Source organism: Novosphingobium panipatense (genome assembly GCF_900182875.1).
GTDB classification, from domain to species: Bacteria; Pseudomonadota; Alphaproteobacteria; order Sphingomonadales; family Sphingomonadaceae; genus Novosphingobium; species Novosphingobium panipatense.
Window position 1 is genome coordinate 360,298 of the sequence record NZ_FXUI01000003.1, and the last position, 25,248, is coordinate 385,545.

The 25,248-nt window shown below is 65.6% G+C and carries 33 protein-coding genes; 27 read left to right on the forward strand and 6 right to left on the reverse strand.

From position 1 onward, the window contains the following. Positions 1–9 precede the first annotated feature (9 nt). Both QOL62_RS07020 and QOL62_RS07025 read right to left on the reverse strand, forming a co-directional pair. The gene (locus QOL62_RS07020) at positions 10–459 is read right to left on the reverse strand and encodes a hypothetical protein (protein WP_103727406.1); all 450 of its coding nucleotides are present in this window, start codon (positions 457–459) and stop codon (positions 10–12) included. Between the two features lie 28 nt (positions 460–487). Next, positions 488–985 (reverse strand): SspB family protein, encoded by a 498-nt coding sequence (locus QOL62_RS07025; protein WP_103727405.1) that lies wholly within the window; start codon positions 983–985, stop codon positions 488–490. Between the two features lie 197 nt (positions 986–1,182). On the opposite strand from QOL62_RS07025, the gene hisB reads away from it, so the two are divergent. From hisB to QOL62_RS07100, 15 genes are all read left to right on the forward strand, one after another. Continuing rightward, a complete protein-coding gene (hisB, locus tag QOL62_RS07030) occupies positions 1,183–1,785 on the forward strand; it encodes an imidazoleglycerol-phosphate dehydratase HisB (RefSeq protein ID WP_103727404.1) in 603 nt (200 codons plus the stop codon). A 49-nt stretch (positions 1,786–1,834) separates the two neighbouring features. Continuing rightward, positions 1,835–2,458, forward strand: a complete 624-nt coding sequence (gene hisH / locus QOL62_RS07035) for an imidazole glycerol phosphate synthase subunit HisH (protein WP_283405729.1) — start codon at positions 1,835–1,837, stop codon at positions 2,456–2,458. 4 nt (positions 2,459–2,462) lie between these two features. After that, the gene (gene hisA, locus QOL62_RS07040; protein WP_283405730.1) at positions 2,463–3,194 is read left to right on the forward strand and encodes a 1-(5-phosphoribosyl)-5-[(5-phosphoribosylamino)methylideneamino]imidazole-4-carboxamide isomerase; all 732 of its coding nucleotides are present in this window, start codon (positions 2,463–2,465) and stop codon (positions 3,192–3,194) included. After that, entirely contained in the window at positions 3,191–3,436 is a 246-nt protein-coding gene (locus tag QOL62_RS07045) for a hypothetical protein (protein ID WP_103727401.1), read from the forward strand. The genes hisA and QOL62_RS07045 overlap by 4 nt, the downstream gene beginning before the upstream one ends. Positions 3,437–3,440: 4 nt before the next feature. After that, complete coding sequence (gene hisF, locus QOL62_RS07050; RefSeq protein WP_103727400.1) at positions 3,441–4,202, forward strand: imidazole glycerol phosphate synthase subunit HisF; 762 nt, start codon at positions 3,441–3,443, stop codon at positions 4,200–4,202. 86 nt (positions 4,203–4,288) lie between these two features. Next, positions 4,289–4,492, forward strand: a complete 204-nt coding sequence (locus QOL62_RS07055) for a PEP-CTERM sorting domain-containing protein (protein WP_283405731.1) — start codon at positions 4,289–4,291, stop codon at positions 4,490–4,492. A 67-nt stretch (positions 4,493–4,559) separates the two neighbouring features. Beyond that, positions 4,560–4,886, forward strand: coding sequence for a phosphoribosyl-ATP diphosphatase (locus QOL62_RS07060; RefSeq protein WP_103727467.1), 327 nt, complete (start codon positions 4,560–4,562; stop codon positions 4,884–4,886). A gap of 13 nt (positions 4,887–4,899) precedes the next feature. After that, entirely contained in the window at positions 4,900–5,277 is a 378-nt protein-coding gene (locus QOL62_RS07065; protein WP_103727399.1) for a histidine triad nucleotide-binding protein, read from the forward strand. 102 nt (positions 5,278–5,379) lie between these two features. Beyond that, positions 5,380–5,865, forward strand: a complete 486-nt coding sequence (locus QOL62_RS07070) for a YbgC/FadM family acyl-CoA thioesterase (RefSeq protein WP_283405732.1) — start codon at positions 5,380–5,382, stop codon at positions 5,863–5,865. Next, complete coding sequence (gene tolQ, locus QOL62_RS07075) at positions 5,862–6,569, forward strand: protein TolQ (RefSeq protein WP_103727397.1); 708 nt, start codon at positions 5,862–5,864, stop codon at positions 6,567–6,569. Before QOL62_RS07070 ends, tolQ begins: the two co-directional genes overlap by 4 nt. Beyond that, on the forward strand, positions 6,569–7,012 hold the full coding sequence (locus QOL62_RS07080; RefSeq protein ID WP_103727396.1) for an ExbD/TolR family protein: 444 nt from the start codon (positions 6,569–6,571) through the stop codon (positions 7,010–7,012). Before tolQ ends, QOL62_RS07080 begins: the two co-directional genes overlap by 1 nt. A gap of 24 nt (positions 7,013–7,036) precedes the next feature. Next, positions 7,037–8,086 (forward strand): hypothetical protein, encoded by a 1,050-nt coding sequence (locus QOL62_RS07085; RefSeq protein WP_283405733.1) that lies wholly within the window; start codon positions 7,037–7,039, stop codon positions 8,084–8,086. Beyond that, the gene (gene tolB / locus QOL62_RS07090) at positions 8,083–9,450 is read left to right on the forward strand and encodes a Tol-Pal system beta propeller repeat protein TolB (RefSeq protein ID WP_283405734.1); all 1,368 of its coding nucleotides are present in this window, start codon (positions 8,083–8,085) and stop codon (positions 9,448–9,450) included. The genes QOL62_RS07085 and tolB overlap by 4 nt, the downstream gene beginning before the upstream one ends. Before the next feature lie 154 nt (positions 9,451–9,604). Beyond that, a complete protein-coding gene (gene pal / locus QOL62_RS07095; protein ID WP_283405735.1) occupies positions 9,605–10,144 on the forward strand; it encodes a peptidoglycan-associated lipoprotein Pal in 540 nt (179 codons plus the stop codon). A gap of 104 nt (positions 10,145–10,248) precedes the next feature. Then, the gene (locus tag QOL62_RS07100; protein ID WP_103727392.1) at positions 10,249–10,782 is read left to right on the forward strand and encodes a J domain-containing protein; all 534 of its coding nucleotides are present in this window, start codon (positions 10,249–10,251) and stop codon (positions 10,780–10,782) included. Between the two features lie 91 nt (positions 10,783–10,873). Here QOL62_RS07100 and infC read toward each other — a convergent pair whose 3' ends face one another. Both infC and pdeM read right to left on the reverse strand, forming a co-directional pair. Next, positions 10,874–11,395: a translation initiation factor IF-3 gene (gene infC, locus QOL62_RS07105; protein ID WP_103727391.1), complete on the reverse strand. Its 522-nt coding sequence runs from the start codon at positions 11,393–11,395 to the stop codon at positions 10,874–10,876. Positions 11,396–11,559: 164 nt separating this feature from the next. Further along, positions 11,560–12,252, reverse strand: coding sequence for a ligase-associated DNA damage response endonuclease PdeM (pdeM, locus tag QOL62_RS07110; RefSeq protein WP_283405736.1), 693 nt, complete (start codon positions 12,250–12,252; stop codon positions 11,560–11,562). 91 nt (positions 12,253–12,343) lie between these two features. Here pdeM and hemF point away from each other — a divergent pair, with 91 nt between their 5' ends. The 4 genes from hemF to QOL62_RS07130 all read left to right on the forward strand — a co-directional run bounded on the left by hemF (position 12,344) and on the right by QOL62_RS07130 (position 15,529). Further along, complete coding sequence (gene hemF, locus QOL62_RS07115; RefSeq protein WP_283405737.1) at positions 12,344–13,207, forward strand: oxygen-dependent coproporphyrinogen oxidase; 864 nt, start codon at positions 12,344–12,346, stop codon at positions 13,205–13,207. 79 nt (positions 13,208–13,286) lie between these two features. Then, complete coding sequence (locus tag QOL62_RS07120) at positions 13,287–14,585, forward strand: MFS transporter (protein ID WP_283405738.1); 1,299 nt, start codon at positions 13,287–13,289, stop codon at positions 14,583–14,585. A 287-nt stretch (positions 14,586–14,872) separates the two neighbouring features. Continuing rightward, the gene (locus QOL62_RS07125; RefSeq protein WP_283405739.1) at positions 14,873–15,079 is read left to right on the forward strand and encodes a ParD-like family protein; all 207 of its coding nucleotides are present in this window, start codon (positions 14,873–14,875) and stop codon (positions 15,077–15,079) included. Between the two features lie 39 nt (positions 15,080–15,118). After that, the gene (locus tag QOL62_RS07130; RefSeq protein WP_283405740.1) at positions 15,119–15,529 is read left to right on the forward strand and encodes a DUF6841 family protein; all 411 of its coding nucleotides are present in this window, start codon (positions 15,119–15,121) and stop codon (positions 15,527–15,529) included. 203 nt (positions 15,530–15,732) lie between these two features. On the opposite strand, the gene uvrB is transcribed toward QOL62_RS07130, so the two are convergent. Continuing rightward, the gene (uvrB, locus tag QOL62_RS07135) at positions 15,733–17,919 is read right to left on the reverse strand and encodes an excinuclease ABC subunit UvrB (protein ID WP_103727386.1); all 2,187 of its coding nucleotides are present in this window, start codon (positions 17,917–17,919) and stop codon (positions 15,733–15,735) included. 114 nt (positions 17,920–18,033) lie between these two features. On the opposite strand from uvrB, the gene QOL62_RS07140 reads away from it, so the two are divergent. After that, positions 18,034–18,579, forward strand: a complete 546-nt coding sequence (locus QOL62_RS07140) for a DUF3617 domain-containing protein (protein WP_283405741.1) — start codon at positions 18,034–18,036, stop codon at positions 18,577–18,579. A 16-nt stretch (positions 18,580–18,595) separates the two neighbouring features. Further along, the gene (locus QOL62_RS07145; RefSeq protein ID WP_283405742.1) at positions 18,596–19,357 is read left to right on the forward strand and encodes an esterase/lipase family protein; all 762 of its coding nucleotides are present in this window, start codon (positions 18,596–18,598) and stop codon (positions 19,355–19,357) included. Positions 19,358–19,370: 13 nt separating this feature from the next. On the opposite strand, the gene QOL62_RS07150 is transcribed toward QOL62_RS07145, so the two are convergent. Continuing rightward, a complete protein-coding gene (locus tag QOL62_RS07150) occupies positions 19,371–20,879 on the reverse strand; it encodes a YifB family Mg chelatase-like AAA ATPase (RefSeq protein WP_283405743.1) in 1,509 nt (502 codons plus the stop codon). A 197-nt stretch (positions 20,880–21,076) separates the two neighbouring features. Here QOL62_RS07150 and QOL62_RS07155 point away from each other — a divergent pair, with 197 nt between their 5' ends. The 6 genes from QOL62_RS07155 (at position 21,077) to yihA (ending at position 25,237) form a co-directional block, all read left to right on the forward strand. Next, positions 21,077–21,787 carry an alpha/beta hydrolase gene (locus QOL62_RS07155; RefSeq protein WP_283405744.1) on the forward strand — a complete coding sequence of 237 codons (711 nt, stop codon included), beginning with the start codon at positions 21,077–21,079 and terminating at the stop codon, positions 21,785–21,787. Between the two features lie 70 nt (positions 21,788–21,857). Beyond that, on the forward strand, positions 21,858–21,992 hold the full coding sequence (gene rpmH / locus QOL62_RS07160) for a 50S ribosomal protein L34 (RefSeq protein WP_039388288.1): 135 nt from the start codon (positions 21,858–21,860) through the stop codon (positions 21,990–21,992). A gap of 148 nt (positions 21,993–22,140) precedes the next feature. Then, the gene (gene rnpA, locus QOL62_RS07165; protein ID WP_103727550.1) at positions 22,141–22,524 is read left to right on the forward strand and encodes a ribonuclease P protein component; all 384 of its coding nucleotides are present in this window, start codon (positions 22,141–22,143) and stop codon (positions 22,522–22,524) included. After that, positions 22,521–22,766, forward strand: coding sequence for a membrane protein insertion efficiency factor YidD (gene yidD / locus QOL62_RS07170; RefSeq protein ID WP_283405745.1), 246 nt, complete (start codon positions 22,521–22,523; stop codon positions 22,764–22,766). The genes rnpA and yidD overlap by 4 nt, the downstream gene beginning before the upstream one ends. A gap of 69 nt (positions 22,767–22,835) precedes the next feature. Next, positions 22,836–24,599, forward strand: a complete 1,764-nt coding sequence (gene yidC / locus QOL62_RS07175) for a membrane protein insertase YidC (RefSeq protein WP_103727552.1) — start codon at positions 22,836–22,838, stop codon at positions 24,597–24,599. Further along, on the forward strand, positions 24,596–25,237 hold the full coding sequence (gene yihA, locus QOL62_RS07180) for a ribosome biogenesis GTP-binding protein YihA/YsxC (protein WP_103727553.1): 642 nt from the start codon (positions 24,596–24,598) through the stop codon (positions 25,235–25,237). Before yidC ends, yihA begins: the two co-directional genes overlap by 4 nt. The last annotated feature ends 11 nt before the right edge of the window (positions 25,238–25,248 follow it).

Here is a 25,248-nt window from a genome sequence, read left to right on the forward strand (position 1 = left end):
GCCTCCAACTCAGGAGGTTTCCCCATCCTTCGCCTGTTCATGGAGATCCCTGGCGCCTTCGGCGCGCGCCTGCCGGGCACGGCTCCGGTCGTACAGTGTCTTGACCACAAGGGCACCGCTGACCGCCAGCGCTCCGGGGACGGACCCGACGGCGACTCGCGCCAGGGCGCCGTGCAGCAGCGTTTCGCTGATCGAGCGGCCCTTCAGGATCGACTTGGCCTTGCGCGGCGAATAGCTCGCTCCGAGGACGGACCGCTCCACCGCGCGGCGGGCAACCATGGTCCCGGTGCGCAGCGCGATGTCCGCGATGACCAGGTTCGTCGCCGGGTTGGGGCTGGGCCCGTGGAGTTCGCCACCGTTGTTCGCAAGGTTCTTGAGCCCCCTGGCGGGGGCGGAGACGACATTTGCCGCCTTCTTTGCCTGCTTCTTGAGAACTCCGGTTCCAAGCTTCGTAGCCATCTTGCGCCCTATCCCCGGGCGAGCCCGGTCACTTCTTCTTGCCGAAATCCACGGAGACCACGTTCGAGCCATCCTCGCTGGGAGTAATGCGCGAGGCGACATCGCGTTCCGCGTCGTTCTCCGCCGGGGAGACCTGCTCGCTCTCGACGTCGGCCATGGCGTGGAACTGGAGACCAAAGTCGACGGCCGGATCGACGAACGCGGTGATCGCGGAGAACGGAATGTCCAGCTTGGCCGGCATCTGGTTGAAGGAAAGGCTGACGGTGAAACCGGTGTCCGAGACGCCGAGATCCCAGAACTTGTTCTGCAGGACGATGGTCATCTCATCGGGGAAGCGGGCCCGCAGGTCGGCGGGGATGCTTACGCCGGGGGCACCCGTCTTGAAGGTGATGTAGAAGTGGTGTCCGCCGGGAAGAACGCCGTTGGAGGCTTCTACCTGGCCAAGCACGCGGCCGACGACGGCGCGCAGGGCCTCCTGCACGATTTCGTCGTAAGGGATCAGGCTGTCTTGCGTGGTGTCGTTCATCGCGCCCTACGTGCTCATGCTGGCTTGTCCGGTCAAGCGTGTTCCGACCTAAAAAGACGCCGATGGTCCCATTTTCTCTGTTGCAGGAGAGAAAATCGCCTGTTTCGGCTCTCGCCTGTTCAACGCCCCCGTGGCCTTCCGGCTCCGGATGAGGTGCGGAATTGATTCCCGCTCAGACACGTCTATTAGGCACGGCCATGCGTACCGCCACGATCAGCCGCAAGACTCACGAGACCGACATCGAAGTCGAGGTCAATCTCGACGGCACCGGCGCCTATGACGTGTCGACCGGCATCGGTTTTCTTGACCACATGATCGAGCAGTTCAGCCGCCATTCGCTGATCGACATCCGGTGCCGGATCAAGGGCGACCTCCACGTCGACCAGCACCACACGACCGAGGACAGCGCCATCGCCATCGGACAGGCGATCACCAGGGCACTTGGAGACAAGGCGGGCATCGGGCGTTACGGCGACGTGAATTCCCCGATGGATGAGGCATTGAGCCGCGTATCGCTGGACATCTCGGGCCGTCCCTATCTTGTGTGGAAGGCCAGGTTCACCCAGGAGAAACTCGGCGAATTCGATACTGAGATGGTGGAGCACTGGTTCCACTCGATTGCGCAGGCGATCGGCATCACGCTGCACATCGAACTGCTCTACGGCACCAACAATCACCACATCTGCGAAGGCATCTTCAAAGGCTTTGCGCGCGCAATGCGCAGTGCGGTCGAACTCGACCCGCGCAAGGGCGGAGCCATCCCCTCGACCAAGGGAATTCTCGGGCAGGATACGCTGTGATGGCAGGGTTCGTCTCCATGAGCCGCCGCCCTTCCAGGGCTTCGCGCGCGTGACGTTGGCGCTGATCGACTATGGTGCGGGCAACCTGCACTCGGTCGCCAACGCTCTTCGCGCTGCGGGTGCGGAAGACCTGACCATCACCGCCAGTCCCGATGTGGTGCGTGCGGCGGACCGCATCGTTCTGCCCGGCGTCGGCTCCTTCAGGGCCTGCGCGGAAGGGCTGCGCGCCATCGGCGGCATGGTCGAGGCGATGGCCGAGCGCGTGCATGTGGGCGGCGCGCCTTTCCTTGGCATCTGCGTTGGGATGCAACTGCTCGCCACGCGCGGCCTGGAGCATGGCGTTACGCCGGGGCTCGACTGGATCGCCGGCGAAGTTCGCCTGATCGAGCGGACGGACCCGCAGATCAAGATCCCTCACATGGGCTGGAACGACGTGTCGCTTGGTCTTCACGACCCCGCAGAGGGCCTGATCGATGCGGGCGAGGCCTACTTCCTGCACTCTTACCACTTCCAGCCGGAAGACGGGGCAAACGTGGCTGCCATGACGGACCATGGCGGCGGGCTTGTCGCGGCCGTGGCGCAGGACAATGTCGTGGGTGTGCAGTTTCACCCTGAGAAGAGCCAGCAGTACGGCCTTTCGCTGCTGTCCCGTTTCCTCGAATGGAAGCCCTGAGATCATGATCGTCTTTCCCGCCATCGACCTCAAGCAGGGGCAGGTCGTCCGCCTTGCCGAAGGCGACATGGAACGCGCCACCGTCTATGGCGACAACCCTGCGGCACAGGCCACGCTTTTCGCCGAAGCCGGGTCGCAGTTCCTGCACGTCGTCGATCTGGACGGCTCGTTTGCCGGTCGGGCCGAGAACCGCGGCGCGGTGGAAGCGATCCTGGAGGTGTTTCCCGGCCATGTGCAGCTGGGCGGCGGCATCCGAACCCCCGAAGCGGTCGAAGGGTGGTTCGACCTTGGCGTCTCGCGCGTGGTCATGGGCACGGCGGCACTAAAGGATCCGCAGTTCGTCAAAGACATGGCAAAGGCCTTCCCAGGCGGCATCGTCGTTGCCGTGGATGCGCGCGACGGCATGGTCGCGACGGAAGGCTGGGCGGAAGTGTCCGACGTCTCGATCGTGGACATGGCCCGGCGGTTCGAGGACGCGGGCGTTGCCGGCCTCCTGTTCACCGACATCGGACGCGATGGCCTGCTCAAGGGCGTCAACATCGAGGCGACGGTGGATCTTGCGCGGCGCACCGATCTTCCCGTGATCGCCAGCGGCGGGGTGAAGGGGCTTGACGACATCCGCCTCCTGGCGCTGCACGCGAAGGACGGCATCGAAGGCGTGATCACCGGCCGCGCGCTCTACGACGGTCGCCTCGACCTGGCGACGGCGATTCAGTTCGCGGAGCGCGAGGGGTGAACGAGAATCGCCTGATGGCGGTGCTTGCGCTTGCCATCTTCGTGCCGGGCGCGGTGTGGGCCTGGCAGGACTTCCGCGCCGGGAAAGCCCGCCTGATGCTGTTCAGCCGCGCGCGGGTGAAGATCGAGACGATGCGTGCGGACAATCCGCGCAAGTTCGCCATCTACACCGCCTTCAACTTCGCGCTCTGCGCGGTGGTGGCGGTGTTCGCAGTCTTGCTGTTCTTCAAGCCGGTGGAGTGAGGCCATGACCGTACGTATCCGGGTCATCCCCTGCCTCGACGTCCGCGATGGGCGTGTGGTGAAGGGCGTGAACTTCGTCGACCTGAAGGACGCCGGCGATCCCGTCGAGCAGGCGCGCGCCTATGATGCCGCCGGAGCGGACGAGCTGTGCTTCCTTGATATTTCAGCCAGCCACGAGGGACGCGGAACGCTCCTCGATGTGGTGCAGCGGACGGCCGAAGTCTGCTTCATGCCCCTGACCGTCGGCGGCGGCGTGCGCACGGCCGAGGACGCGCGCGCGCTCCTGCTGGCGGGTGCGGACAAGGTGGCGGTCAATTCCGCTGCCGTGACGCGGCCCGAAGTGGTCGCGGACATCGCGGAGAAGTTCGGATCGCAGTGCATCGTGGCGTCGGTGGACGCTCGGCGCACGGCACCGGGCAAGTGGGAAATTTTCACGCATGGCGGCCGCAAGGCCACGGGCATCGACGCCCTCGAACACGCCATGAAGCTTGCGCGTTTCGGAGCCGGCGAACTTCTCGTGACCTCGATGGACGGGGACGGCACGCAGAATGGGTATGATCTTGCTCTCACGCGCGCCATCGCCGAGGCGGTCTCCGTGCCGGTGGTGGCGAGCGGCGGCGTCGGCAACCTCGATCATCTGGTTGCCGGGGTGACGCAGGGGAAGGCGAGCGCGGTGTTGGCCGCCTCCATCTTCCACTTCGGCAAGTATACCGTTGCAGAGGCTCACGCCGCCCTGCGCGCGGCCGGATTGCCCGCCCGCGGCTGAGGCACGGCGTCCCGTTGCGGGAATCCGAAACCGGGGAGCGGCCATGAGCGCGCTTGCCCCGGAGCCGTTCTTCACCGAAGGCGGACGTGGCGATTGAGCCGACTGAAGGATTCGCATTGCCCCGGCTGAAGGTCTTGCCCGCCCTCATTGCGGCCTCGCTTCCACCGTTTCCTGCCCATGCGGCGGGTGGCATCCCGCTTCCTGAGCCAAGCGGCCTCATGCTGCTGGGGATCGGTGTTGCAGGCGTGGTGATAGGGCGCAGATTTTCGGTAAAGCGGCGCGATGATTGAAGCCGCCGCTGACGGTTCGGGCGCGCAGGCGCTTGACCACGCTGCCCGTCCGCCGCATTGCCCCAGCATGAGCAGCCCCGATACCCTCGCGCGTCTAGAAGCCACCATCGCCGAGCGGCGATTAGCCAGCCCCGATACCAGCTATGTCGCCAAGCTGACAGCCAAGGGTGTCGAGAAGATCGCGCAGAAGGTGGGCGAAGAGGCGACGGAGACTGTCATTGCCGCGCTCACCGGCAGTTCTTCGGCATTGGTGGGGGAGGCGGCGGACCTTCTTTTCCATATGATGGTGCTGCTTGGCGAAAAGGGTGTGCCGTTCGCGGACGTGCTGGCGGAACTGGATCGCCGTGAGGGAGTGTCCGGGATTGCCGAAAAGGCCGCCCGCCCCAAGGACTGAACCGGAGAAACCGATGCCGATCGACCCGACACTGCCGTACGACGACACGAACATCTTCGCCAGGATCCTGCGCGGTGAACTGCCGTGCTCCAAGGTCTACGAGGACGATCACGCGCTCGCCTTCAACGACATCCGTCCGCAGGCACCCGTGCACGTGCTGGTGATCCCGAAGGGGCCGTATGTCTCGTGGGATGATTTCACCATGAAGGCCGACGATGCGGAGATCGCAGGCTTCATGCGCGCCGTCGGCAACGTCACGCGCCAGCTGGAGCTCGACGGCCCCGGTTATCGCCTGATGGTGAACATGGGGGCGAGCGGCCATCAGGAAGTGCCCCATCTGCATTTCCATATCTTCGGCGGCCGACAGTTCTACCAGATGATCGCCGACTGATCGCCGCAATCCACCGGAAATTTACCTCGCAATACAGGTAGCGGGGGTGGTTACTGGTGGGGCGGGCTTGCAGTCATGTGCCCTGCCGTTACACATCCGGGCATGATGGACGCACCAGCCTCCTTACCCGCGCCCGCATCCGGCGTGATCGCCGGCGACGTGCACCATTATGCTTTGCGCGTGTTCTACGAGGACACCGACGCCGGCGGAGTGGTGTACCACGCCAATTATCTTCGGTGGTTCGAGCGGGCACGATCGGATCTCCTCGACGTCCTTGGCATAGACCAGCGGGCCGCGCTTGAGGCAGGTACCGGCCTCTACACCGTAGCCGAGGCGAACCTGCGTTACCTGGCTCCCGCACGACTGGGCGATACGATCGTCATCGAGACGAGCGCCGTCACCGTCGGGCGGGTTGCCTGCACCCTGCGGCAGGTCGCGTTGCGCGACGGCGTTCGGCTTTGCGAAGGGCTCGTAAAGGTAGGGTTCATCAGCCCTGAAGGACGACCACGCCGACAACCTGAAGCCTGGCAACAGGCTTTTACCTCACTTGTTCCCATCGCCAATCCGGCCCCGGAAGGACCAGAATGACGCTCGATCTGCTTGCCTCGACTATCAGTTTCGCCGGCGACAATGACCATCTCAATCCGGTTAAGCTGTTTCTCGACGCCGATATCGTCGTTCAGGCGATCATGGCCGGGCTGGTTCTGGCCAGTGTCTGGGTGTGGATGATCATCGTCACCTTCACCCTTCGCATGGGTGCCGTGAACCGCCGTTGCGACGAGTACGAGGAAGGGTTCTGGGAGGCGCAGAACTTCGATGTCTACCAGAAGGAACGCCGTCGTGGCGACGTGCCGATGGGCAAGGTCGCCGGTGCCGGGCTTGGAGAATTCAAGCTCAACGCGGCGGCCAACATCGACCTTGAGGGCGCCCGCCAGCGCATCGCCGGCGTCATGAACTCGGCTGTGGGCGAAGAGGCCGACAAGCTGTCGGACCGCCTGAACTTTCTCGCCACAGTCGGCTCGGTGGCCCCTTTCGTGGGTCTGTTCGGTACGGTCTGGGGCATCATGAACAGCTTCTTCCAGATCGGTCAGCAGCAGAACTCGTCCCTGGCTGTCGTGGCGCCGGGTATCTCCGAGGCGCTGTTTGCAACCGCAATCGGCCTCTTCGCCGCTATCCCCGCAGTGATCGCCTACAACCGCTTTTCGCATCGCGTTAATGGCTTCGAGGCCCGCCTGCAGCGGTTCGCGGACCACCTGCACGCCGCCCTGACGCGTCAGCTGGAGCAGCGCTGATGGCGATGGGCCTCTCCGGAGGGGGCGGCCGCCGGCGCCGGCGCGGCGCGCGCGGCCCCATGGCGGAAATCAACGTCACACCGCTCGTGGACGTGATGTTGGTGCTGCTGATCATCTTCATGGTCACGGCGCCGCTATTGAAAGCGGCGGTCCCCATCGAGCTCCCCGAAAGCCGGGCCAAGGCGATGAGCGAGGAGCAGGGCCAGATCACCATCACCGTGCGCAGTGACGGCGCCGTCTTCTATGAAGAAAACGAGCTCGCCCCGGGTGAGCTGCCGGACCGGCTGGCTGCCACACCGCGGGGGCCGGATGGCAAGCCGCCGCTCGTCACTTTGCGTGCCGACAAAGCGCTGGAATACGGACGCGTGATGGAGGTCATGGGCGAACTCAATCGCGCGGGCTTCAGCTCCATCTCCCTGGTGACAGATGTCAGCGGCGGTTAAGGCGCTCAGGCTAGGTTCCGGCTGATGGCTGCACTGGGATTGCGCAAGGATGAAGGGGTCGGCCTGGCCGTTGCCGTGGCACTGCATCTGGCGGTGCTGGGCGCGATCCTGTTCAGCCCGCGCTCGAATGACGTGGTGAAGCCGCCAGAGCGTATCGCCGTGACCATCAGCGATCAGGTGGGGATGACCTCGACCGCGCCCGACCCCGGCAAGGCGGCGCCTGACGCCGGACCGGAGCAGGGCGAGCCGGCACCGCCCGCTGCCGCCGCTCCGCCGGAGCCTGCACCTGCGCCCGTCGCGGATCCGGAACCCGCGCCCGCCCCGGCGCCTGCACCTCGTGTGACCGAGAAGCCGCGTCCGGAGCCCGCGCCGAAGCCGGAGCCGCGGCCCACGCCGAAGGCAGTTCCCAAGCCCGCGCCGAAGCCGCAGCCGAAGTCAACTCCCAAGCCCGTGCCGAAGCCAAAGCCGAAACCTGCACCAAAGCCTTCGCCCTCGCGCAAGACCAGCGCAATCGACGACATCGTCAGCAAGAAGACGACCGCGAAGCCTGCGGCCAAGCCTGCGACTAAGCCGTCCGCAGCCAAGCCTGTGGCCAAGCCGGCCGCGAAGCCCGCTTCCGGCAGCAGCGGCGCGTCGGCTTCCAAGGCCACTGCCGCGCCGAAGAAGGCAGGAAGCAGTGCCTTCGATGATGCCTTCAAGAACGGGACGCCGGGAGCCACTGCCACGCGGCAGACGGGAACGCCCGCTGCCCAGATCGGCGCGCAGGCCCGCTCGGCCCTTGGCGCGGCGATCAATCGGCAGCTCAAGCCGCACTGGCAGGCGCCACAAGGCGCCGACGTGGAACTGCTGGTGACGAAGGTGCGCTTCCGCCTCAATCGTGATGGCAGCCTGGCCGGTGCGCCGCAGGTGGTCAGCACGACGGGGCAGAACGCCACGAACCAGGCACAGGTGACGCGTCACCAGGAGCAGGCCGTTCGCGCAGTCCGGCTGGCCGCTCCCTTCAGCTTGCCCGACGACCTTTACGAGGGCTGGAAGGTCGTCACGACAAACTTTGACAGAAGGCTATCGCAATGAAGATAACCCGCATCCTCGCACTTGGTCTGCTGCTGTCCGCCGCAAGTGGGGTTGCCGCGCAGGTGCCGACCCCGGTCGAGCCTCAGACGGAGGGTGGCCTCGAGGTCACCGTCTCCGACGAGAGCGAGTGGCAGGATCTCGGCATCGCCATCACGACCTTCGCCACCGATGCGGATGTGCCGACCCGGACAAATGCCGGCTCGACCGTGCAGCTCGGCCGCGCCCTGGCGCAAGTGGTTGCCGGTGACCTCAAGAACAACGGTCTGTTCAAGCCCTCAGGGCCGGACGGCCTTCCGCAGCCGTCTTATCCGCAGGTTCAGTCACCGGACTATGCACCCTGGGTATCTCGCGGGGCCGACATGCTCGTGCAGGGCTATGTGCGGGCCGGCGGCGACGGCAATCTGACAGTTGGCTGCTATCTCTATGACGTGCAGCTCAAGCAGCAGCTGGTGAAGGGCGGCTGGCAGGTGCCGCCTTCCGACTGGCGCCGCGCGGCACACAAGTGTGCCGACATGGTCTATTCCCGCCTGTCCGGAGAAAGCCCGTTCTTCGACTCCAAGATCGCCTACATCGCTGAAACCGGTCCCAAGGACCGCCGCATGAAGCGTCTTGCGATCATGGATTCCGACGGCGCGAACCATCGCTATCTCACCAGTGGGCAGTCCATGGCGCTGACGCCGCGCTACTCGCCGGACTACCGCAAGATCCTCTACCTGTCCTATCTCAACGGACAGCCGAGCATCTACGCGTACGATCTGGCGACTGACCGGCAGACGCTCATCGCCCGCACCGGCGCTCCGACCCTTGCACCACGTTGGTCGCCGGATGGCAAATGGGTGCTCTATTCAGTGGCGAAGGGCGGTACGACGGACATCTACCGCATCTCGTCGGCGGGCGGCGGCACCCCGCAGCGTCTGACCAATGGGCCCGGTATCAACATCGGCGGAAGCTATTCGCCCGATGGCTCGCAGATCGTCTTTGAAAGCGATCGATCGGGCAGCCAGCAGATCTACGTCATGAATGCGGACGGATCCAACCAGCGGCGCATCAGCTTCTTCGGAGGCCGTGCGGCCACGCCGGAGTGGAGCCCGCGCGGTGACCAGATCGCCTTCACGCACATCGCCGGGAACCTGCGCGTCGCGGTGATGACGCCTGGCGGGGGCGGCATGCGCCATCTGACCAACTCCTGGCAGGACGAAGCTCCGACCTGGTCCCCCAACGGCCGCATCGTGCAGTTCTTCCGTACGGAACAGCGCTCCGGCCTGGCGTCGATCTGGCAGGTGGACCTCACCGGCCGAAACGAGCGCAAGCTGCCCACTCCGGTTGGTGCATCGGACCCCGCATGGGGGCCGGTTCGCCCCTGAAGCCGGAGATGAGACGCGTACGCGCCGCCTGGATTCTCCAGACCCGACCGGGTGTGCCGGGTTGCGCAGCGTTCATCTTGCTTGTGTAGGAAATTGAACGGAACCAAATTACCATGCCGCCCATTTCCGGGGCGAGCTGCATAGGAGTCTGCCGATGCCTTCTTTCCTCTCCACTCTGCGCGTAAGCCGCACGGGCGCGGTCGCGCTCGTCGCAGCCGGCGCCTTGGCGCTGTCCGGGTGCGGCAAGAAAGCTCCTGCGCAGCTGCCGCCCGATCCGGTTTCGGCCACCGCCGCGCCCACCGGTCCGACCGACAGCTACGGCGCGCAGCCCGGAAGCCAGGCCGACTTCGTCGCGAAGATGATGGGCTCGGATACGATCTACTTCGGCCTCGACCGGACGGACATCGACGCGGAAGATCAGGCGGCGCTCACGAAGCAGGCGCAGTGGCTGCAGCAGTATTCGGCCAAGCGCGTCACCATCGAAGGTCACTGCGACGAACGCGGAACCCGCGAATACAACATCGCGCTGGGTGAACGCCGCGCCAATGCCGCCAAGAACTACCTGGTCAGCCTCGGCATCGATCCTGCTCGCGTCACCACCGTAAGCTACGGCAAGGAGCGCCCGATCGCTCTCGGCTCCGACGAACAGTCGTGGGCCCAGAACCGCCGCGCTGTGACCGTCACCATCGATTGAGGAACGTGGAGGACCCGGCGGGCCGCCGGGTCCTTTCCGAACAGTATGATATTTCCCTTCCCAAGGCTTGAATCGCAGGGCGTTCGGAGCATATCGCTCATCTGATGAGCCGCGCACGCCGATCCACTGACTGGGGGTTCCCACGCTGGCGCGGCTATGGCAGTTCGCGCGAAGCGGCACAGGTGCGCCTGTGCGATCGCCACGGCTGTTCCGAGCCCGGGAACTGCCCCGCGCCCAAAAGCCCCAACAGCCCGGACCGCTGGATGTTCTGCCAGCGCCACGCCGCCGAATACAACGCGGGGTGGGATTACTTCGCCGGTCTTGACGCGGAGGAAGCCGCCGAACGCGAGGCGAGCGAACGTTCCGAAGCCTCCGGCTTTCGCGAATCGGCGCACTATGGATGGGCCGGTTCTGGAGACGGGACCCGCAGCAGGGACGAATTGCGGGCTCTCGAAGCTCTTGGGCTCGATCCCGATGCCGATTTCGATGCCGTGCGCAAGGCCTGGCGCAGCCGCGCCAAGGAGGTCCACCCCGATGTTCGGCCTAACGATCCCGAAGCCGCCAAGGCGTTCCAGACCTACCAACTTGCCTACGAAGTCCTGCGCGCGGCGGAGGAGCGCCGGGAATGGCGGGGCTGATCGGCGTTTTGACGCTATCGTGAGTTGAAACGACAAAGGGCGCGGCCATCGGCCACGCCCTTTGTGTTTCGTCAGCTCCGGACGGCGGCGCTTACTTCGGCGCCAGCACCATCAGCATCTGGCGGCCTTCCATGCGCGGGTAGGCTTCGACCTTCGCCACTTCCTCGACGTCCTGCTGGACGCGGCGCAGCAGGTCCATTCCCAGCTGCTGGTGCGAAAGTTCGCGGCCGCGGAAGCGCAGCGTCACCTTGACCTTGTCACCGTCACCGATGAAGCGCACGACGTTGCGCATCTTGGTGTCGTAGTCATGGTCATCGATGTTCGGACGCATCTTGATCTCCTTGATCTCCTGCGTCTTCTGCGTCTTTCGTGCGGCGTTGGCCTTCTTCTGAGCCTCGTACCGGTACTTGCCCACATCGAGGAACTTGCACACCGGCGGATCCGCGTTCGGGGAAACCTCAACGAGATCCAGACCCACATCCGCAGCCTGCTCGATAGCCTGGCGCGTGTACATGACGCCCAGATTTTCGCCATCCTGGTCGATGACGCGGACCTTGTCCGACTGGATCATGTTATTGTAGCGCGGTCCACTCTTGACCGGTGGCGTCATCATGCGCCGGGGTGGGGGTGCTATAAGCGTTCTCCTGAGTCGTTACTGTCGACGTGGCTGAATTCGGCGGTCATTAATGCGAATCGGCGTCCCGCGCAAAGCAGGATTTCGTCACGATTCGCATGATGCCCCGGCCGAGGGTGCGGCCACGGGCGCTATATAGGCCTTCAGGCCGCTTTACGCCAGAGCGGATAGCGAACCAGCTGGCCACGTGCCGGCACGAGCGCTTCGATCGCGTCGGCAGGCTGAAGGGCCGATAGGATAACCGGATCGCCTGCATTCATTCCGCCGGTCAGGGCGCCGAACGCAGGAAGGATGAGCCGGTTCTCGCTGCGAACGGCACAGGGGCGAGCGATCCGTCTTCCGCGCGCTTCAACCACGAGGCGGGGATGGAAATGGCCGGAGACTTCGGCTTCGCGCGTGCCGGGCAGCGCCTGATGACGCAGCATCAGCCCGTTCACGGCCATCTCCTCCACCCGTGTTCCCCCGGCTTCGGCACCGAGATGAGGATCGTGGTTGCCGGTGATCCACACCCAGTCGAGCGCCCTCGTTAGAGCGGAGAGCATGCCAGCAGCGTGCGGTTCAAGCCGCGCCGGTCCCTTGCTGTCATGGAAGCTGTCTCCCAGCGCAAAGACGCGGCGGGCCCCCGTCACACGGATGGCGGAGGCGACGCGCTCCAGCGTTTCGCGCGTGTCGTAGGGTGGCAGCATCTGCCCTGTGCGGGCAAAGAAGCTGGCTTTCTCAAGGTGCAGGTCCGCAACAAGGAGGGCCTGCTCACGCGGCCAGAACAGCGCGCTGGGGCCTCGGCTGCCTTCATCGACGAGCCGCATCTCCTCTGAGCAGAACGAAAAGGGAACCATGGCTTTCCCTTGCCGCAGCCGGTTCGATTTGGCAAGCGCGCCATGGACTTTGACGGCGCCAAAGCGACGCCGCCTTGCCATGAGGACACGGATGACTGACTGGACTCCCTACACCGCGCGCGCCAGCGACTGGTTCCGTAGCCTGCGGGACCGTATTTGCGCTGAGTTCGAGGCGATCGAGCGCGAGGCGGGTTCGGAGGCGGTGTTCGGTTACACGCCATGGCAGCGCACCGCCGTCGAAGGGGAAGGCGGCGAGACCGGCGGCGGGACGCGGGGCCTCATGAAGGGCCGCGTCTTCGAGAAGGTCGGCGTCAACATCTCCGCCGTCTCCGGCGGGCTGGCGAAGGACTTTGCCGCGACCATCAACGGCGCCTCGGCGGAGAACAACGCGTTCTCCGCGACGGGCATCAGCCTCGTCGCGCATATGGCCAACCCGCACGTCCCGGCGGTCCACATGAACACCCGCTTCCTCACCACTACCAAGGCGTGGTTCGGCGGCGGCGCGGACCTCAACCCGCCGCTGCCCTACGCCGAGGATACCGCCGAGTTCCACGCCGCGTTCAAGGGCGCCTGCGATGCGCATGGCGCGGATTACTACGACCGGTTCAAGGCTTGGGCGGACGAGTACTTCTACATCCCCCACCGCAAGGTCCATCGCGGCGTCGGCGGCATCTTCTATGACCATCTCGAGTGCACGGACGAAGCAGCCTGGGAAGCCAACTTCGCCTTCACGCAGGCCGTGGGGGAGGCGTTCCTTGCCGTGTTCCCGCGCCTGGTCCGCCGCCGCATGGGCATGGCTTTCACGCCGGAAGATAAGGCACAGCAGCTCGAATGGCGCGGCCGTTATGCCGAGTTCAATCTCGTCTACGACCGTGGCACGCTGTTCGGCCTGAAGACCGGCGGCAACATCGACGCGATCCTGATGAGCCTGCCGCCCGAAGCCACCTGGAGCTGACGACCGGGCCTGCGCTGCGTACGTGCGCGACCTGGGAAGTGAAGGAGCCCAGCGGCCTGCGCGGGGAGGATCGTGCCGCATGCAGCCGCAGCAGGGCGATTGCGTTGTAAGCGCCATGCCGCCAGCACCACCCGCTTCGCTCGACCGCCGCTCCCTTACCCTCGCGGCCTTGTCGACCGTCGTGGAGTGGTACGACTTCACTCTCTTCCTTTACCTCGCCACGGTCCTGTCCCGCGTGTTCTTCGTGGGCAAAGGAGCGGTGCTCACCACGTTGCTGGGATTTGCGATGGCTTACCTGATGCGCCCCGTGGGTGCAGCGGTCTTCGGCCACTTCGGAGACCGGCACGGGCGGCGGGCGACGCTGCTCGCGTCGATGGCGCTCATGACGGTGGCGATGCTGCTCACCGCGTTGCTGCCGACGGCGGCGCAGATTGGGCCGGTGGCCGGCGTCCTGCTGCTGGCTTTGCGCTGCGTCATGGGATTCGCCGTCGGGGGCGAGTACACCGGCGTCGTCGCCTATCTCCTCGAAGGCGCGCCCGTACATCGGCGCGGCCTCGTCACCTCGCTGGCGGCGGCAACCAGCGAGGTTGGCGGGCTCCTTGCGGCCGGGGTGTCGGCTCTGGTCGTGACCTTGATGCCCACCGCCGTACTCGATGGTTGGGGCTGGCGCATCCCTTTCTTCGTCGGAGCCGCACTGGCCGGACTGATTCTTCTTGCCCGCGCGGCCATGGCCGAATCGCCGGAGTTTGAAGCGCAAAGGGAGGCGGGTGCCCTGGTTCGGCGACCGCTTCGCCGCGCCATGACTCATTACCGGTCGGGTATTCTGCGCGGCTTCGCCATCTCGGCTCTGGGCTCCATCACGTACTATGTCGGCATCACGTATGTGCCGGTATTCCTGACTACTGCGGGAAGCCTGAACGAAGCACAGGCCCTGCAACTCGCCACCGGGGCAGGATTGGCCGTAATACTGGTTACCCCGGTTGTCGGGCTGTTATCCGACCGCTTCGGCCGCCGCCCCGTCCTCGTCAGCCTGGCCGTGCTCTCTGCCGCGCTGCCTTACGCATTGTTCCAGTTGCTTGCAGGAGCCGCCCCTGCGGCCGTGTGGTTGGGCGCCATCCTGCTGGCTTCGCTGGCTGGCGGCGTCAGCGCGGTCGGAGCGGTCGCAACGGCCGAGCAGATGCCCGCCGAAGGCCGCCTGAGCGGCCTGGCCCTCGGCGCCACGACCGCGACAGCGATCTTCGGCGGCCTGACTCCCTGGCTGGCGCAAGTGCTGACCCTGCGCACGCAAAGCCCGAGTGCTCCCGGCGTCATGATCGCGCTGGTGGCGATAGGCGTGCTGCCGGTGCTGCTGAAACTACCGGAAACGCGGCCGCGATGATCAGGCCGCGCGAGGCGTTATGCGTTCGGGATCGCCCTCGTGGCCCCGCCGGGCGAGGCATTTCGCAAGCGCCCCCATCTCTTCATTAGGTATCTGCGATTGCCTCCAGAGCGGACTTCCCGGTTCCGCCCCATTGCGGAAGTTCGCGAGGTAAGGTCAGCATCCCGAAACCGGCCATTCGACGCGCGCAAAGCAATGGGCAGAGCGACGACAGGTCGGGATAGCCATTGACGGAATTATATGCGTTTCATAAACGAATCGTATATCAACAAGACGGGTGTTGGCTAATGGGTTTGGTAAAGATTGATGACAAACTGCATGAGGAGGCCCGCCGCGCCAGCGCCGTGATGTGCCGGTCGATCAACGCCCAAGCCGAATTCTGGATGAAGATCGGGATGCTTGCCGAGGCCAATCCCACCCTCGCCTTCAATGATCTCGTGAAGATGCAGCTCGCGGAAGCGAACGTCTGCCTCGCCCAGCCGCGCGTCGCCTGATCGAGCGCTGCCATCACTTCCGCTACCGCTAGGACGGACATGACCTTTCATGACGAAATCACGGACTTCTTCAGCCGCTACGTCGATGCCTTCGCTCGCGAGGACGCCGACGCGTTAAGCGAGCTGTGGGACGAGGTTGGGCTATTTCCCGCCCCCAACGGCAATTTCGCCATGGCGCGATCCCCGTTCCGCGATCATTGCATCTCACTGTTCGACTTCTATCGAGCGCAAGGCATCGTGCGACCGGAAGGTGCCCTGCTGTCCGCCGAGGAGTTGTTCCCGAACGTTGCCCAGGCACGCATGGTTTATCGCATGATGGGGGCCGACGGCGCTCCTGTGGCCGAGTGGGAGCATGTCTATATCCTGCGCCGCACCGACACCTGGCGCGTATCGCTGACCCTAGCCGATGGTGAGATGGCGGCTTGGACGGCCAAGGGCGTTCAGCTCTGATCGGGTTTGCTACCGCTTGGCCATTCCCGGAACGCGATCGTTTTCGGGACGGCAGCTATCGCAACCTACTGGCCAGAAGCTGACGGCTGCAAATCCACCCTTACTCGCCATGAGAGTTGCTCGCGAAGCGGGTTGATAGCGGACAGTCGTGCTGTTTGAAGATTTTGCCCCGCGGGCTGGGCAAGCGAAATGGCGGCCCAGCCCTATTTCCCGAACTTCCTTTGCGTCTTGCCGTACCGCAGCTTGCGTGTTCCGGGCTTGCCTTCGTTGCTGCGGCCGACGCGGGGGGCTTTATGTTCCGCCTCGGGCAACCCAAGTTCGCTCTGTTCGAGACGTCGGATCTCGTCGCGCAGGCGGCCGGCTTCCTCGAATTCGAGGTCGGCGGCTGCGGCGCGCATGCGCTTTTCCAAGTCTTCGATGTAGCCGCGCAGGTTGTGGCCCACGAGGTTGTTGGTGCTGTCGTCCTCTAGGTCGATCACCACGCCGTCGCGGCTGGCGGTGTCCGCCACGATGTCGGCGATGCGGCGCTTGATCGTCTGCGGGGTGATGCCGTGCTCGGCGTTGTACTCCTCCTGCTTCGCGCGGCGGCGGTCGGTTTCGGCGATCGCCCGCTCCATGGATCCGGTCATGCGGTCCGCGTAGAGGATGACGCGGCCATCCACGTTGCGCGCGGCGCGGCCGATGGTCTGGATCAGGGAGGTTTCCGAGCGCAGGAAACCTTCCTTGTCGGCATCAAGGATGCAGACGAGGCCGCATTCAGGAATATCGAGGCCCTCGCGCAGCAGGTTGATGCCGATCAGCACGTCGTAGACGCCCATGCGCAAGTCGCGGATCAGTTCGATGCGCTCCAGCGTCTCGACGTCGGAGTGCATGTAGCGCACCCGCACGCCCTGTTCGTGCATGAACTCGGTCAGATCCTCGGCCATGCGCTTCGTGAGGGTGGTGACGAGGGTGCGGTAGCCCTTGGCCGCCGTTTCCTTGCACTGGGCGATGCAGTCCTGCACCTGGTCCTCGACCGGGCGGATCTCCACCGGCGGGTCGATCAGGCCGGTGGGCCGGATGACCTGCTCGGCGAAGACGCCGCCGGTCTGCTCCATTTCCCAGCCCCCCGGCGTGGCCGACACGGCGAAGGTTTGCGGGCGCATCGCGTCCCACTCGTTGAAGCGTAGCGGCCGGTTGTCGATGCAGGAGGGCAGCCGGAAGCCGTACTCGGCCAGCGTGATCTTGCGCCGGTGGTCCCCGCGCGCCATCGCGCCGATCTGCGGCACCGTCTGGTGGCTTTCATCGATGAAGAGCAGGGCGTTGTCCGGAAGGTACTCGAACAGCGTCGGCGGCGGCTCGCCGGGCAGGCGGCCGGTCAGGAAGCGGCTGTAGTTCTCGATGCCGTTGCACGATCCCGTGGCGGCGATCATCTCGAGGTCGAAGTTGGTGCGCTGTTCCAGACGCTGCGCTTCCAGCAGGCGGCCTTCGGCTTCCAGTTCCTTCAGGCGTTCCGTCAACTCGAAGCGGATCGCCTCGCTGGCCTGGCGCATCGTCGGCCCCGGCGTGACGTAGTGCGAATTCGCATAGACGCGCACCTTGGGCAGAACCGCGCCCTTCTTGCCGGTCAGGGGATCGAACTCGGCGATCTCCTCGATCTCGTCGCCGAAGAAGCTGATGCGCCATGCAACGTCCTCCAGGTGGCTCGGGAACAGTTCGAGGTTATCACCCCGCACGCGGAAGTTGCCGCGTGAAAACGCTACGTCGTTGCGCTTGTACTGGAGGGCGACGAGCTTGCGGATGATCTCGGTCTGGTCCTGGGCCTTGCCCGTCTCCAGGTCGAAGATCATGGCGGAGTAGGTCTCGACCGAGCCGATGCCGTAAAGGCACGATACGGAAGCGACGATGATGACGTCGTCGCGCTCCAGCAGTGCGCGGGTGGCCGAGTGGCGCATCCGGTCGATCGCCTCGTTCACCGAACTTTCCTTCTCGATGTAGGTGTCGGACCGGGGCACGTAGGCTTCGGGCTGGTAATAGTCGTAGTACGACACGAAGTATTCGACCGCGTTCTCCGGGAAGAAGTCCCGGAACTCCGCATAGAGCTGCGCGGCGAGGATCTTGTTCGGCGCGAGGATCAGGGCGGGGCGCTGCAGTTCCTCGATGACCTTGGCCATCGTGAACGTTTTGCCCGAACCGGTGACGCCGAGCAGCACCTGCGTCTTTTCCCCCTCGCGGGCGGAGGCGACGAGATCGGCGATGGCGGTGGGCTGGTCGCCGGCGGGTGCGTAATCCGAGACGATCTTGAACGGCTTGCCCGGCATCGACTTGTCGGGCCGCTGCGGCTTGTGAGGGACGAAGGCGCCGGTCGTATCCGGTTCTTCCAGGCCGCGACGAATGATGAGCTCTGCCATGGCGGAACATATGGGGTCTGCCGTTCGTCACGGCAACAGCTGCCGCAGCATTGTGCGTTGGCGTGGGGGCGAGCGGGTGTTAGCGCTGCGGTTTGTACACTGGGAGAGAGAGCGGTGAAGGCAGGTATCATGATGGCGGCGCTGGCCGGGCTGGCGCTCTCGGGTTGCGGTTCCGAGGACACGGCCGATGGTGCGCCACGCAGCGAGGCGGACCTGAAGAAGGAGGTCGCGAAGCTCGACGCGCCGGAACCGGGCCAGTACCGGCAGGTTCTGGAAGTGACGCGGCTCGACCTGCCGGGCCTTCCCCCCGAAGCGGCGGAGCAGATGAAGACGGCGATGGCGGACAAGCAGGAGACCCTCGTCTGCATAACGCAGGCCGATGCCGACAAGGGCTACCGCGACATGTTCAAGGACGTGCGCAAGGGCAGCGAATGCGCCTATTCCCGTTTCGAGGTGAACGGCGGAAAACTGGACGCGCAGATGGACTGCAAGGCGGCGGGGCAGGGCCAGATGGTTATGAAGCTGGCCGGTACGCTCGGGCCGAATCGTTCGGACGTTACCATCGACGTGGATCCCGTGGGCAACCCGTTACCTGGTCAGGGGATGAAGATGACCCTGCGCCTGACCACCACGCGCGTGGGCGACTGTCCGGCGTCCTGATGCTGACGGAGGCCTGATGGAGCGACTGAACGCGCAAGTTCCTCCGGCCGGCGAAAGCCTGCGCGATGCGATAGCCCGGCGTATCGCATTCGTGCGCGAGCAACACCCGCAGGGCGTCCGCGCTCCGTCGAAGCGGTTGCTGCTGGGCGAACTTCGCTCGCTCTATCGCGGCGGCTATCGAGGGCAGGCGGTGACGGCCGCTGCGCGGCCGATGCCGGTCATGCTCCTGCCCGGCTTCTGCACGCACCCGCTTCGCATGAAGCCGATGGCCGATGCGTTGCGGGCGGCCGGGCACCGCGTCTACGACTGGGGTCTCGGCTTCAACATGGGGCCGAGCGCCCGCAGGTTCTCCCTCCTCCTGGACCGCGTCGCCCGTATAGCGTCCGAAAACGCGGAACCGGTCGCGCTGGTCGGGTGGAGCCTGGGCGGCGTCTTCGCGCGGGAGGTGGCGCGGCAGCAACCGGAATTTGTGGCGAAAGTGATCACGATGGGCTCGCCCTTTTCGGGCGATCGGCACGCGAACAACGCGTGGCGAGCCTACCAGATCATCACCGGGCACACGGTGGACACGCCGCCCGTCGAGTGCCACGCATCCAAGCCTCCCGTGCCGACCGTGGCGCTCTGGAGCCCACGGGACGGCATCGTCGATCCCCGCGCCGCAGCGGGTTGGCCGCAGGAGCGCGACCGCGCCGTCGCGGTTCGCTGCACGCACCTGGATTTCGCCGGAGCGCCGCAGGTCGTGGCCGAAGTCCTGCGCCAGCTCGACGTGGAGGAGTGAACGAGGCGTCCGGTCAGGCGCGCGGAGCCTGGCGCCTGTAGCTCAAAGCCTCGGCCACGTGGATGCGCTGAACTCCCTCGCTTCCGGCGAGATCGGCGATCGTGCGCGCCACCCTCAGGATGCGGGTGTAGCCGCGTGCGGAGAGCCGCATCGCCTCCGCAGCCTGGAAGAGCAGGCGTTTCCCGCCCTCGTCAGGTGTGGCGTGCTTTTCGAGACGGTCGCCGTCCATTTCGGCGTTCGTCCTGGTGCCGGTGCCGGCAAGGCGTTCCGTCTGCACCCGCCGCGCCCGCGCCACGCGTGCGGCCACTTCGGCGCTGCCTTCCTCGGGCGGGGGCAGCGCGAGATCGGCGGCGCGCACGGGGTCGACCTCCACGTGAAGGTCGATGCGGTCCAGCAGGGGGCCGGAAACCTTGCTCTGGTAATCGGCGGCGCAGCGCGGCGCGCGGGAACAGGCGAGTGCCGGGTCGCCGAGATGCCCGCAACGGCAGGGGTTCATGGCGGCCACGAGTTGCACCCGGGCCGGATAGGTGAGGTGCGCGTTGGCCCGCGCCACCGTCACTTCCCCGCTTTCCAGTGGCTGACGCAGCGAATCGAGGGCCTGCCGCTGAAACTCCGGCAACTCATCAAGGAAGAGGACGCCCAGGTGCGCCATGGAAACCTCGCCGGGCCGAACCTTGATACCGCCGCCGGTTAGAGCAGCAATCGACGCTGAGTGATGGGGCGAGCGGTAAGGCCGCGCGCGGCTGATGCGCCCGCCTTCCAGCGTGCCTGCGACCGAGGCGATCATGGACACTTCGAGGGCCTCTGCCGGGGTGAGTTCCGGCAGCACTCCCGGCAGACAGGACGCGAGGAGCGACTTGCCGGCTCCGGGAGGACCCACCATCAGCAGGTTATGCGCGCCCGCTGCGGCGATCTCCAGCGCGCGGCGGGCGGTTTCCTGCCCTTTTACCTGCCGCAGATCCGGCCCGCGCGGCGGGGGAGCGACTTCGCCCATCGGCGGGGTTTGCAGCACCTGCTGGCCCCGCAAGTGATTGAGCAGGCTGATGAGATTGGGCGCGGCAAGCACGGGCACGCCGCTGGCCCATCGAGCCTCGGACCCTTGCGACGCGGGGCAGATGAGACCCTTCTCCAACTCGCTCGCATGGAGGGCGGCCAGCAGAACGCCTGGGGACGGGATCACCCGTCCGTCCAGCGCAAGCTCCCCCACGGCCACGAAGTCGCCAAGGTGCTCGGCATCGATGACGCCCATCGCGGCGAGAAGAGAGAGCGCGACGGGCAGGTCGAAGTGCGAGCCTTCCTTGGGCAGATCGGCAGGCGACAGATTGACGATGATCCGCTTGGGCGGCAGCGCCAGCCCCATCGCGGTCAGAGCCGCGCTGACGCGTTGCTGGCTTTCCCGCACCGCCTTGTCCGGCAGGCCGACAAGGGTGAAGCCCGGCATACCGGGGGCAATCTGGCATTGCACCTCAACGGCGCGCGCCTCCAGCCCGAGGTACGCGACGGTCGAGACAATGGCGACCACGGTGTAAGCCTTTCTTCAGGAAATCCTTGCAAGAGGGGGGCTTAGTACCGGGGAGGGCCATAGCGCCATTTCCAAAATCATGGCTTACAGCACTTTAACCTTGTTTCTCAGGAAGTGGGTAAGGGGGGCGGCCGCACTTTTTGCGCATGCGCCCGTTCCTCATCTGCCTTGCATGTGCCGCGTTCGCTGCCGCACCTTTGGGCAAGGCGCAAGACATCGCTGATGCTCCCGCGGGAGAGGCCGGCACCGCCGCTTCCGTTTCGTCTGCCGGCAGCGAGCGCCGCCTCGCCGGCGCTCCCGCCCGGACCAGGCCGGCGGGCGCCGCATACGGTCCGTTTCGCGTGCTTGACGAAGGACGGGCGGCACTTGTCGATGCGACCGATAGCCACACGCCGCAGCAGTTCGCGGCCATGCTGCAAGATCATCCGGGAATCCGGATATTGGAAATGATCGACTGCCCGGGCACTGAGGACGATCTTGCAAACCTGCAGGTCGGCCGCATGATTCGCCAGCGTTCGATCTCGACTTACGTGCCGACGGGCGGTTCCGTCCGATCCGGCGGTGTCGAGCTTTTCCTCGCGGGTGTCCGGCGCTACGCCGATCCCGGCGCGGAGTTCGCGGTCCATTCGTGGCAGGACGAATCGGGGTTGGAGGCTGCGGACTACGCGGCTACTTCACCCGAAAACCGGCGTTATACGGACTATTACCGACAGATGGGAATGAGCGCCGCCGAAGCGATCGCGTTCTATGCAATGACCAATGCCGTTCCTTTTTCCTCCGCCCGCTGGTTCGGGGCCGGTGAGATGGCTGCGTGGGTGCCGCTGGACGATGTGCAGATCGAGGTCGCACCGCGCTTTCAGTTCGCCCGGTACGCGCCTGTTCTTGACTCTGTGCCCTCGCTCCAGTAACGGCGCCCAACGATTTCCGTGGTCGTCCGGTTCGGGCGGCCCTTATTTGTTCAAATTTCCGAGGACTGACATGAAGCGCACTTTCCAGCCCAGCCGCCTTGTCCGCGCCCGCCGTCACGGCTTCCGCGCTCGCACCGCGACTGTCGGCGGTCGCAAGGTGCTTCGCGCTCGCCGCGCTCGCGGCCGCAAGAAGCTCTCGGCCTGATTCGCCGGTATGGCAGGGGCTTCGTGCCCTTGCCGGAGCGGCGCCAGCCCACGCTTTCGCCTGTGGCGAGGGCATGGGCTGGCGCCGTTTTGCTTTGTTGCGAATCGCCCTCGGGACATTCGCGCCGAGCCGTGCCTAGCTTGCCGACATGGCTGACGCCTACACTATCCTGAGCCGTCGTTCGGACTTCCTGGCCGCCAACCGCGGCCTGCGAGTCGCGCGTCCGGGTTTCGTGCTGCTGGCCAACCGCAATGATGGTCTTGGCCGACGTGCCGGCATCACGGTGACGAAAAGGATCGGCAACGCCGTCGTCCGTAACCGGATGAAGCGGCGGTTCCGCGCCCTACTGCGCGAACTCCTTCCCGAACACGGGCTGGCGGACACCGATCACGTGCTGATCGGCCGCGAAGGCGGGGTGGAACGCGATTTCGCCCTGCTGCGCGCCGAACTCATCGCCGCCCTTGGCCGGGCGCGGGACGGAAAGGGCGATTCGCCTCGCCCGCAGGGCCGCAGGCGCGGGCCTCGCAAGTGAAACGGTTACTCGCCTTCCTCGTCTCGCTTCCGGGGCTGGCGATCATCGGTGTCGCGCGGCTCTGGCAGATCGGCCCGTCCGCGATCATGCCGCCCACCTGCCGCTACACCCCGTCCTGTTCGCAGTACGCGATCCTGGCGGTACGCAAGCATGGTGCGATCAAGGGTGGATTGCTGGCGCTGTGGCGTCTATTGCGCTGCCAGCCGTGGGGCGGGCACGGTCACGATCCCGTACCGGACTGACGCGATCTAGAGAATAACCGGTGGCGCCGCGCCGCTGCTGACCGGAATACGAGCAGGAAACAAGCCTTCGTGGAAAACCAGCGCAACATCATCCTAGCGGTCCTGCTGACCGCGCTCGTGCTCTTCGGCTGGGAGGCCGGGGTCGGCTACTTCTATCCGCAGGCCAAGACGCCGACCCAGGTCGTGGCGGCAGGCGGCGCGGAAAAGGCGTCGAGCCCCACCAAGCCCACGCGCGAAGGCGGTCTGCGCGATGCCGCGGACGTGGCGCTGGAACGCAAAGACCTCCAGACCGAGCTCGCCTCGGGCGGACGTGTCCGGATCGCGGCGCCCGGACTTTCGGGCTCCATCAACCTGACCGGCGCGGTCGTCGACGATCTCGTCATCAACCGCCACCGTGAGACGGTCGAGAAGGATTCGGGTCCGGTTCGCATCTTTTCGCCGGCCGGCACGCCCGCGCAGCAATTCGCGCAGGTCGGCTGGGTGGGTGAGGGCGGCCTTGCGGCGCCCACGGCCAGCACAGTCTGGACCGCGCCTGCCAACGCCACGCTGACGCCCGGCACGCCGGTCACGCTGACCTGGTCCAATCCGACCGGCCAGCGCTTCGTCATCACGTATTCCATCGACGAGAACTACATGATCTCGGCGGTGCAGACGGTCGAGAACGCGGGCGGCGCCCCGGTCGTGGTCAAGCCCTTCGCGCTTGTGAACCGTACCGAGAAGACCGCCAGCCTCGACACCTGGAACGTGCACTCGGGGCCGATCGGCGCGTTCGACGGTTCGGTGACCTTCGGGAACGACTATTCGGACGTGGCCGAAGCCGGCACCATCACCGAAGCGGGCAAGGCGGACTGGATCGGCTTCACCGACATCTACTGGATGTCCGCCCTGATCCCCGTGAACGCGAAGGCGGAAAGCACCTTCCGTTCGCTGGGTAACCAGATCTTCCGCGCCGACGTGGTCTACGACCAGAAGGTCGTGCAGCCCCGCACCCGGCAGAGCGTGACGACCAAGATCTTCGCGGGCGCCAAAGAGCACACCGTGCTTGACGCCTACGAGAAGCAGGGCATCGCCAACTTCGGCCTCGCGATCGACTGGGGCTGGTTCCGCTGGTTCGAGAAGCCGATCTTCTGGCTGCTCACCAAGCTGTTCAGCCTCGTCGGCAACTTCGGCGTCGCGATCATCCTGCTGACCGCCATCGTGCGCGGCATCATGTTCCCCGTCGCCCAGCGCGGCTTCGCCTCGATGGCGGCCATGCGCGCCATCCAGCCCAAGATGAAGGCGATCCAGGAGCGCTACAAGGACGACAAGCAGAAGCAGCAACAGGAGATCATGGCCCTCTACAAGCAGGAGAAGGTCAATCCGCTGGCGGGCTGCCTGCCCATGTTCCTGCAGATCCCGGTCTTCTTCGCGCTCTACAAGACCCTGATCCTGGCGATCGAAATGCGCCATCAGCCGTTCGTGCTGTGGATCAAGGATCTTTCCGCGCCCGATCCGTTGCACATCCTCAACCTGTTCGGGCTGCTTCCCTTCGATCCGCCCAGCTTCCTTGCAATCGGCGTGCTGGCCCTCCTGCTGGGCGTGACGATGTACCTGCAGTTCCAGCTTAATCCGGCCCAGATGGACCCGGCGCAGCAGCAGATCTTCAAGCTTATGCCCTGGTTCATGATGTTCATCATGGCGCCCTTTGCATCCGGCCTGCTGGTGTACTGGATCACGTCCAACATCCTGACGATCGCGCAGCAGAGCTATCTCTACAGCCGCCATCCGCAGCTGAAGGCGCAGGCCGAAAAGGACGCCCAGGACAAGAAGCGCTCGGCGGCGCGCGCCAAGTGAGCGACGATCATGACGACCTGACCGAGCGCGCGCGCAAGCTCTTTTCGGGACCGGTGACGTTCCTGAAGAGCGCGCCCGCGCTCAAGTTCCTGCCTGATCCCGAGGTTCCGGAGATCGCTTTCGCGGGACGGTCCAATGTCGGCAAGTCGTCGCTGCTGAACGCGCTGGTCGGCCGCAAGGCGATCGCGCGGACTTCGGTTACGCCGGGCCGCACGCAGGAGTTGAACTTCTTCGAGGTCGGCGAGCCGCTGCGCTTCCGGTTGGTCGACATGCCGGGTTACGGCTTCGCCAAGGCGCCGCCCAAGGTGGTCGAGACCTGGCGGCGGCTGGTGCGCGATTACCTGCGCGGCCGGGTGGTGCTGAAGCGCACGCTCGTGCTGATCGATTCGCGCCACGGGGTGAAGCCCGTCGATCTCGAGATGATGGAGATGCTGGATCAGGCCGCGGTGGGCTACCGTCTCGTTCTGACCAAGGCGGACAAGATCAAGGCCACCGAACTGGACGCCGTCCACGCCGCCACCGTCGCCGAAGCGCGCAAGCACCCCGCCGCATTTCCGGTGGTCCACGTCACCAGCTCGGAAAAAAGCTTGGGCATCGACGAACTGCGCGCCGCCGTCCTCGGCGATTCGGAGCTTTGACGAGGGTTCCC

Coding starts and splice junctions, on each gene's coding strand:
- hisF (WP_103727400.1), top strand. CDS start 3,441: ATGACCGTACGTATCCGGGTCATCCCCTGCCTCGACGTCCGCGATGGG.
- QOL62_RS07085 (WP_283405733.1), top strand. CDS start 7,037: ATGGCTGCACTGGGATTGCGCAAGGATGAAGGGGTCGGCCTGGCCGTT.
- QOL62_RS07065 (WP_103727399.1), top strand. CDS start 4,900: ATGCCGATCGACCCGACACTGCCGTACGACGACACGAACATCTTCGCC.
- hemF (WP_283405737.1), top strand. CDS start 12,344: ATGACTGACTGGACTCCCTACACCGCGCGCGCCAGCGACTGGTTCCGT.
- QOL62_RS07025 (WP_103727405.1), bottom strand. CDS start 985: ATGAACGACACCACGCAAGACAGCCTGATCCCTTACGACGAAATCGTG.
- rnpA (WP_103727550.1), top strand. CDS start 22,141: ATGGCTGACGCCTACACTATCCTGAGCCGTCGTTCGGACTTCCTGGCC.
- QOL62_RS07070 (WP_283405732.1), top strand. CDS start 5,380: ATGATGGACGCACCAGCCTCCTTACCCGCGCCCGCATCCGGCGTGATC.
- QOL62_RS07125 (WP_283405739.1), top strand. CDS start 14,873: ATGGGTTTGGTAAAGATTGATGACAAACTGCATGAGGAGGCCCGCCGC.
- hisA (WP_283405730.1), top strand. CDS start 2,463: ATGATCGTCTTTCCCGCCATCGACCTCAAGCAGGGGCAGGTCGTCCGC.
- QOL62_RS07145 (WP_283405742.1), top strand. CDS start 18,596: ATGGAGCGACTGAACGCGCAAGTTCCTCCGGCCGGCGAAAGCCTGCGC.
- tolQ (WP_103727397.1), top strand. CDS start 5,862: ATGACGCTCGATCTGCTTGCCTCGACTATCAGTTTCGCCGGCGACAAT.
- tolB (WP_283405734.1), top strand. CDS start 8,083: ATGAAGATAACCCGCATCCTCGCACTTGGTCTGCTGCTGTCCGCCGCA.
- QOL62_RS07120 (WP_283405738.1), top strand. CDS start 13,287: ATGCAGCCGCAGCAGGGCGATTGCGTTGTAAGCGCCATGCCGCCAGCA.
- infC (WP_103727391.1), bottom strand. CDS start 11,395: ATGATGACGCCACCGGTCAAGAGTGGACCGCGCTACAATAACATGATC.
- pal (WP_283405735.1), top strand. CDS start 9,605: ATGCCTTCTTTCCTCTCCACTCTGCGCGTAAGCCGCACGGGCGCGGTC.
- rpmH (WP_039388288.1), top strand. CDS start 21,858: ATGAAGCGCACTTTCCAGCCCAGCCGCCTTGTCCGCGCCCGCCGTCAC.
- QOL62_RS07080 (WP_103727396.1), top strand. CDS start 6,569: ATGGCGATGGGCCTCTCCGGAGGGGGCGGCCGCCGGCGCCGGCGCGGC.
- QOL62_RS07060 (WP_103727467.1), top strand. CDS start 4,560: ATGAGCAGCCCCGATACCCTCGCGCGTCTAGAAGCCACCATCGCCGAG.
- pdeM (WP_283405736.1), bottom strand. CDS start 12,252: ATGGTTCCCTTTTCGTTCTGCTCAGAGGAGATGCGGCTCGTCGATGAA.
- QOL62_RS07130 (WP_283405740.1), top strand. CDS start 15,119: ATGACCTTTCATGACGAAATCACGGACTTCTTCAGCCGCTACGTCGAT.
- hisB (WP_103727404.1), top strand. CDS start 1,183: ATGCGTACCGCCACGATCAGCCGCAAGACTCACGAGACCGACATCGAA.
- QOL62_RS07020 (WP_103727406.1), bottom strand. CDS start 459: ATGGCTACGAAGCTTGGAACCGGAGTTCTCAAGAAGCAGGCAAAGAAG.
- QOL62_RS07100 (WP_103727392.1), top strand. CDS start 10,249: ATGAGCCGCGCACGCCGATCCACTGACTGGGGGTTCCCACGCTGGCGC.
- uvrB (WP_103727386.1), bottom strand. CDS start 17,919: ATGGCAGAGCTCATCATTCGTCGCGGCCTGGAAGAACCGGATACGACC.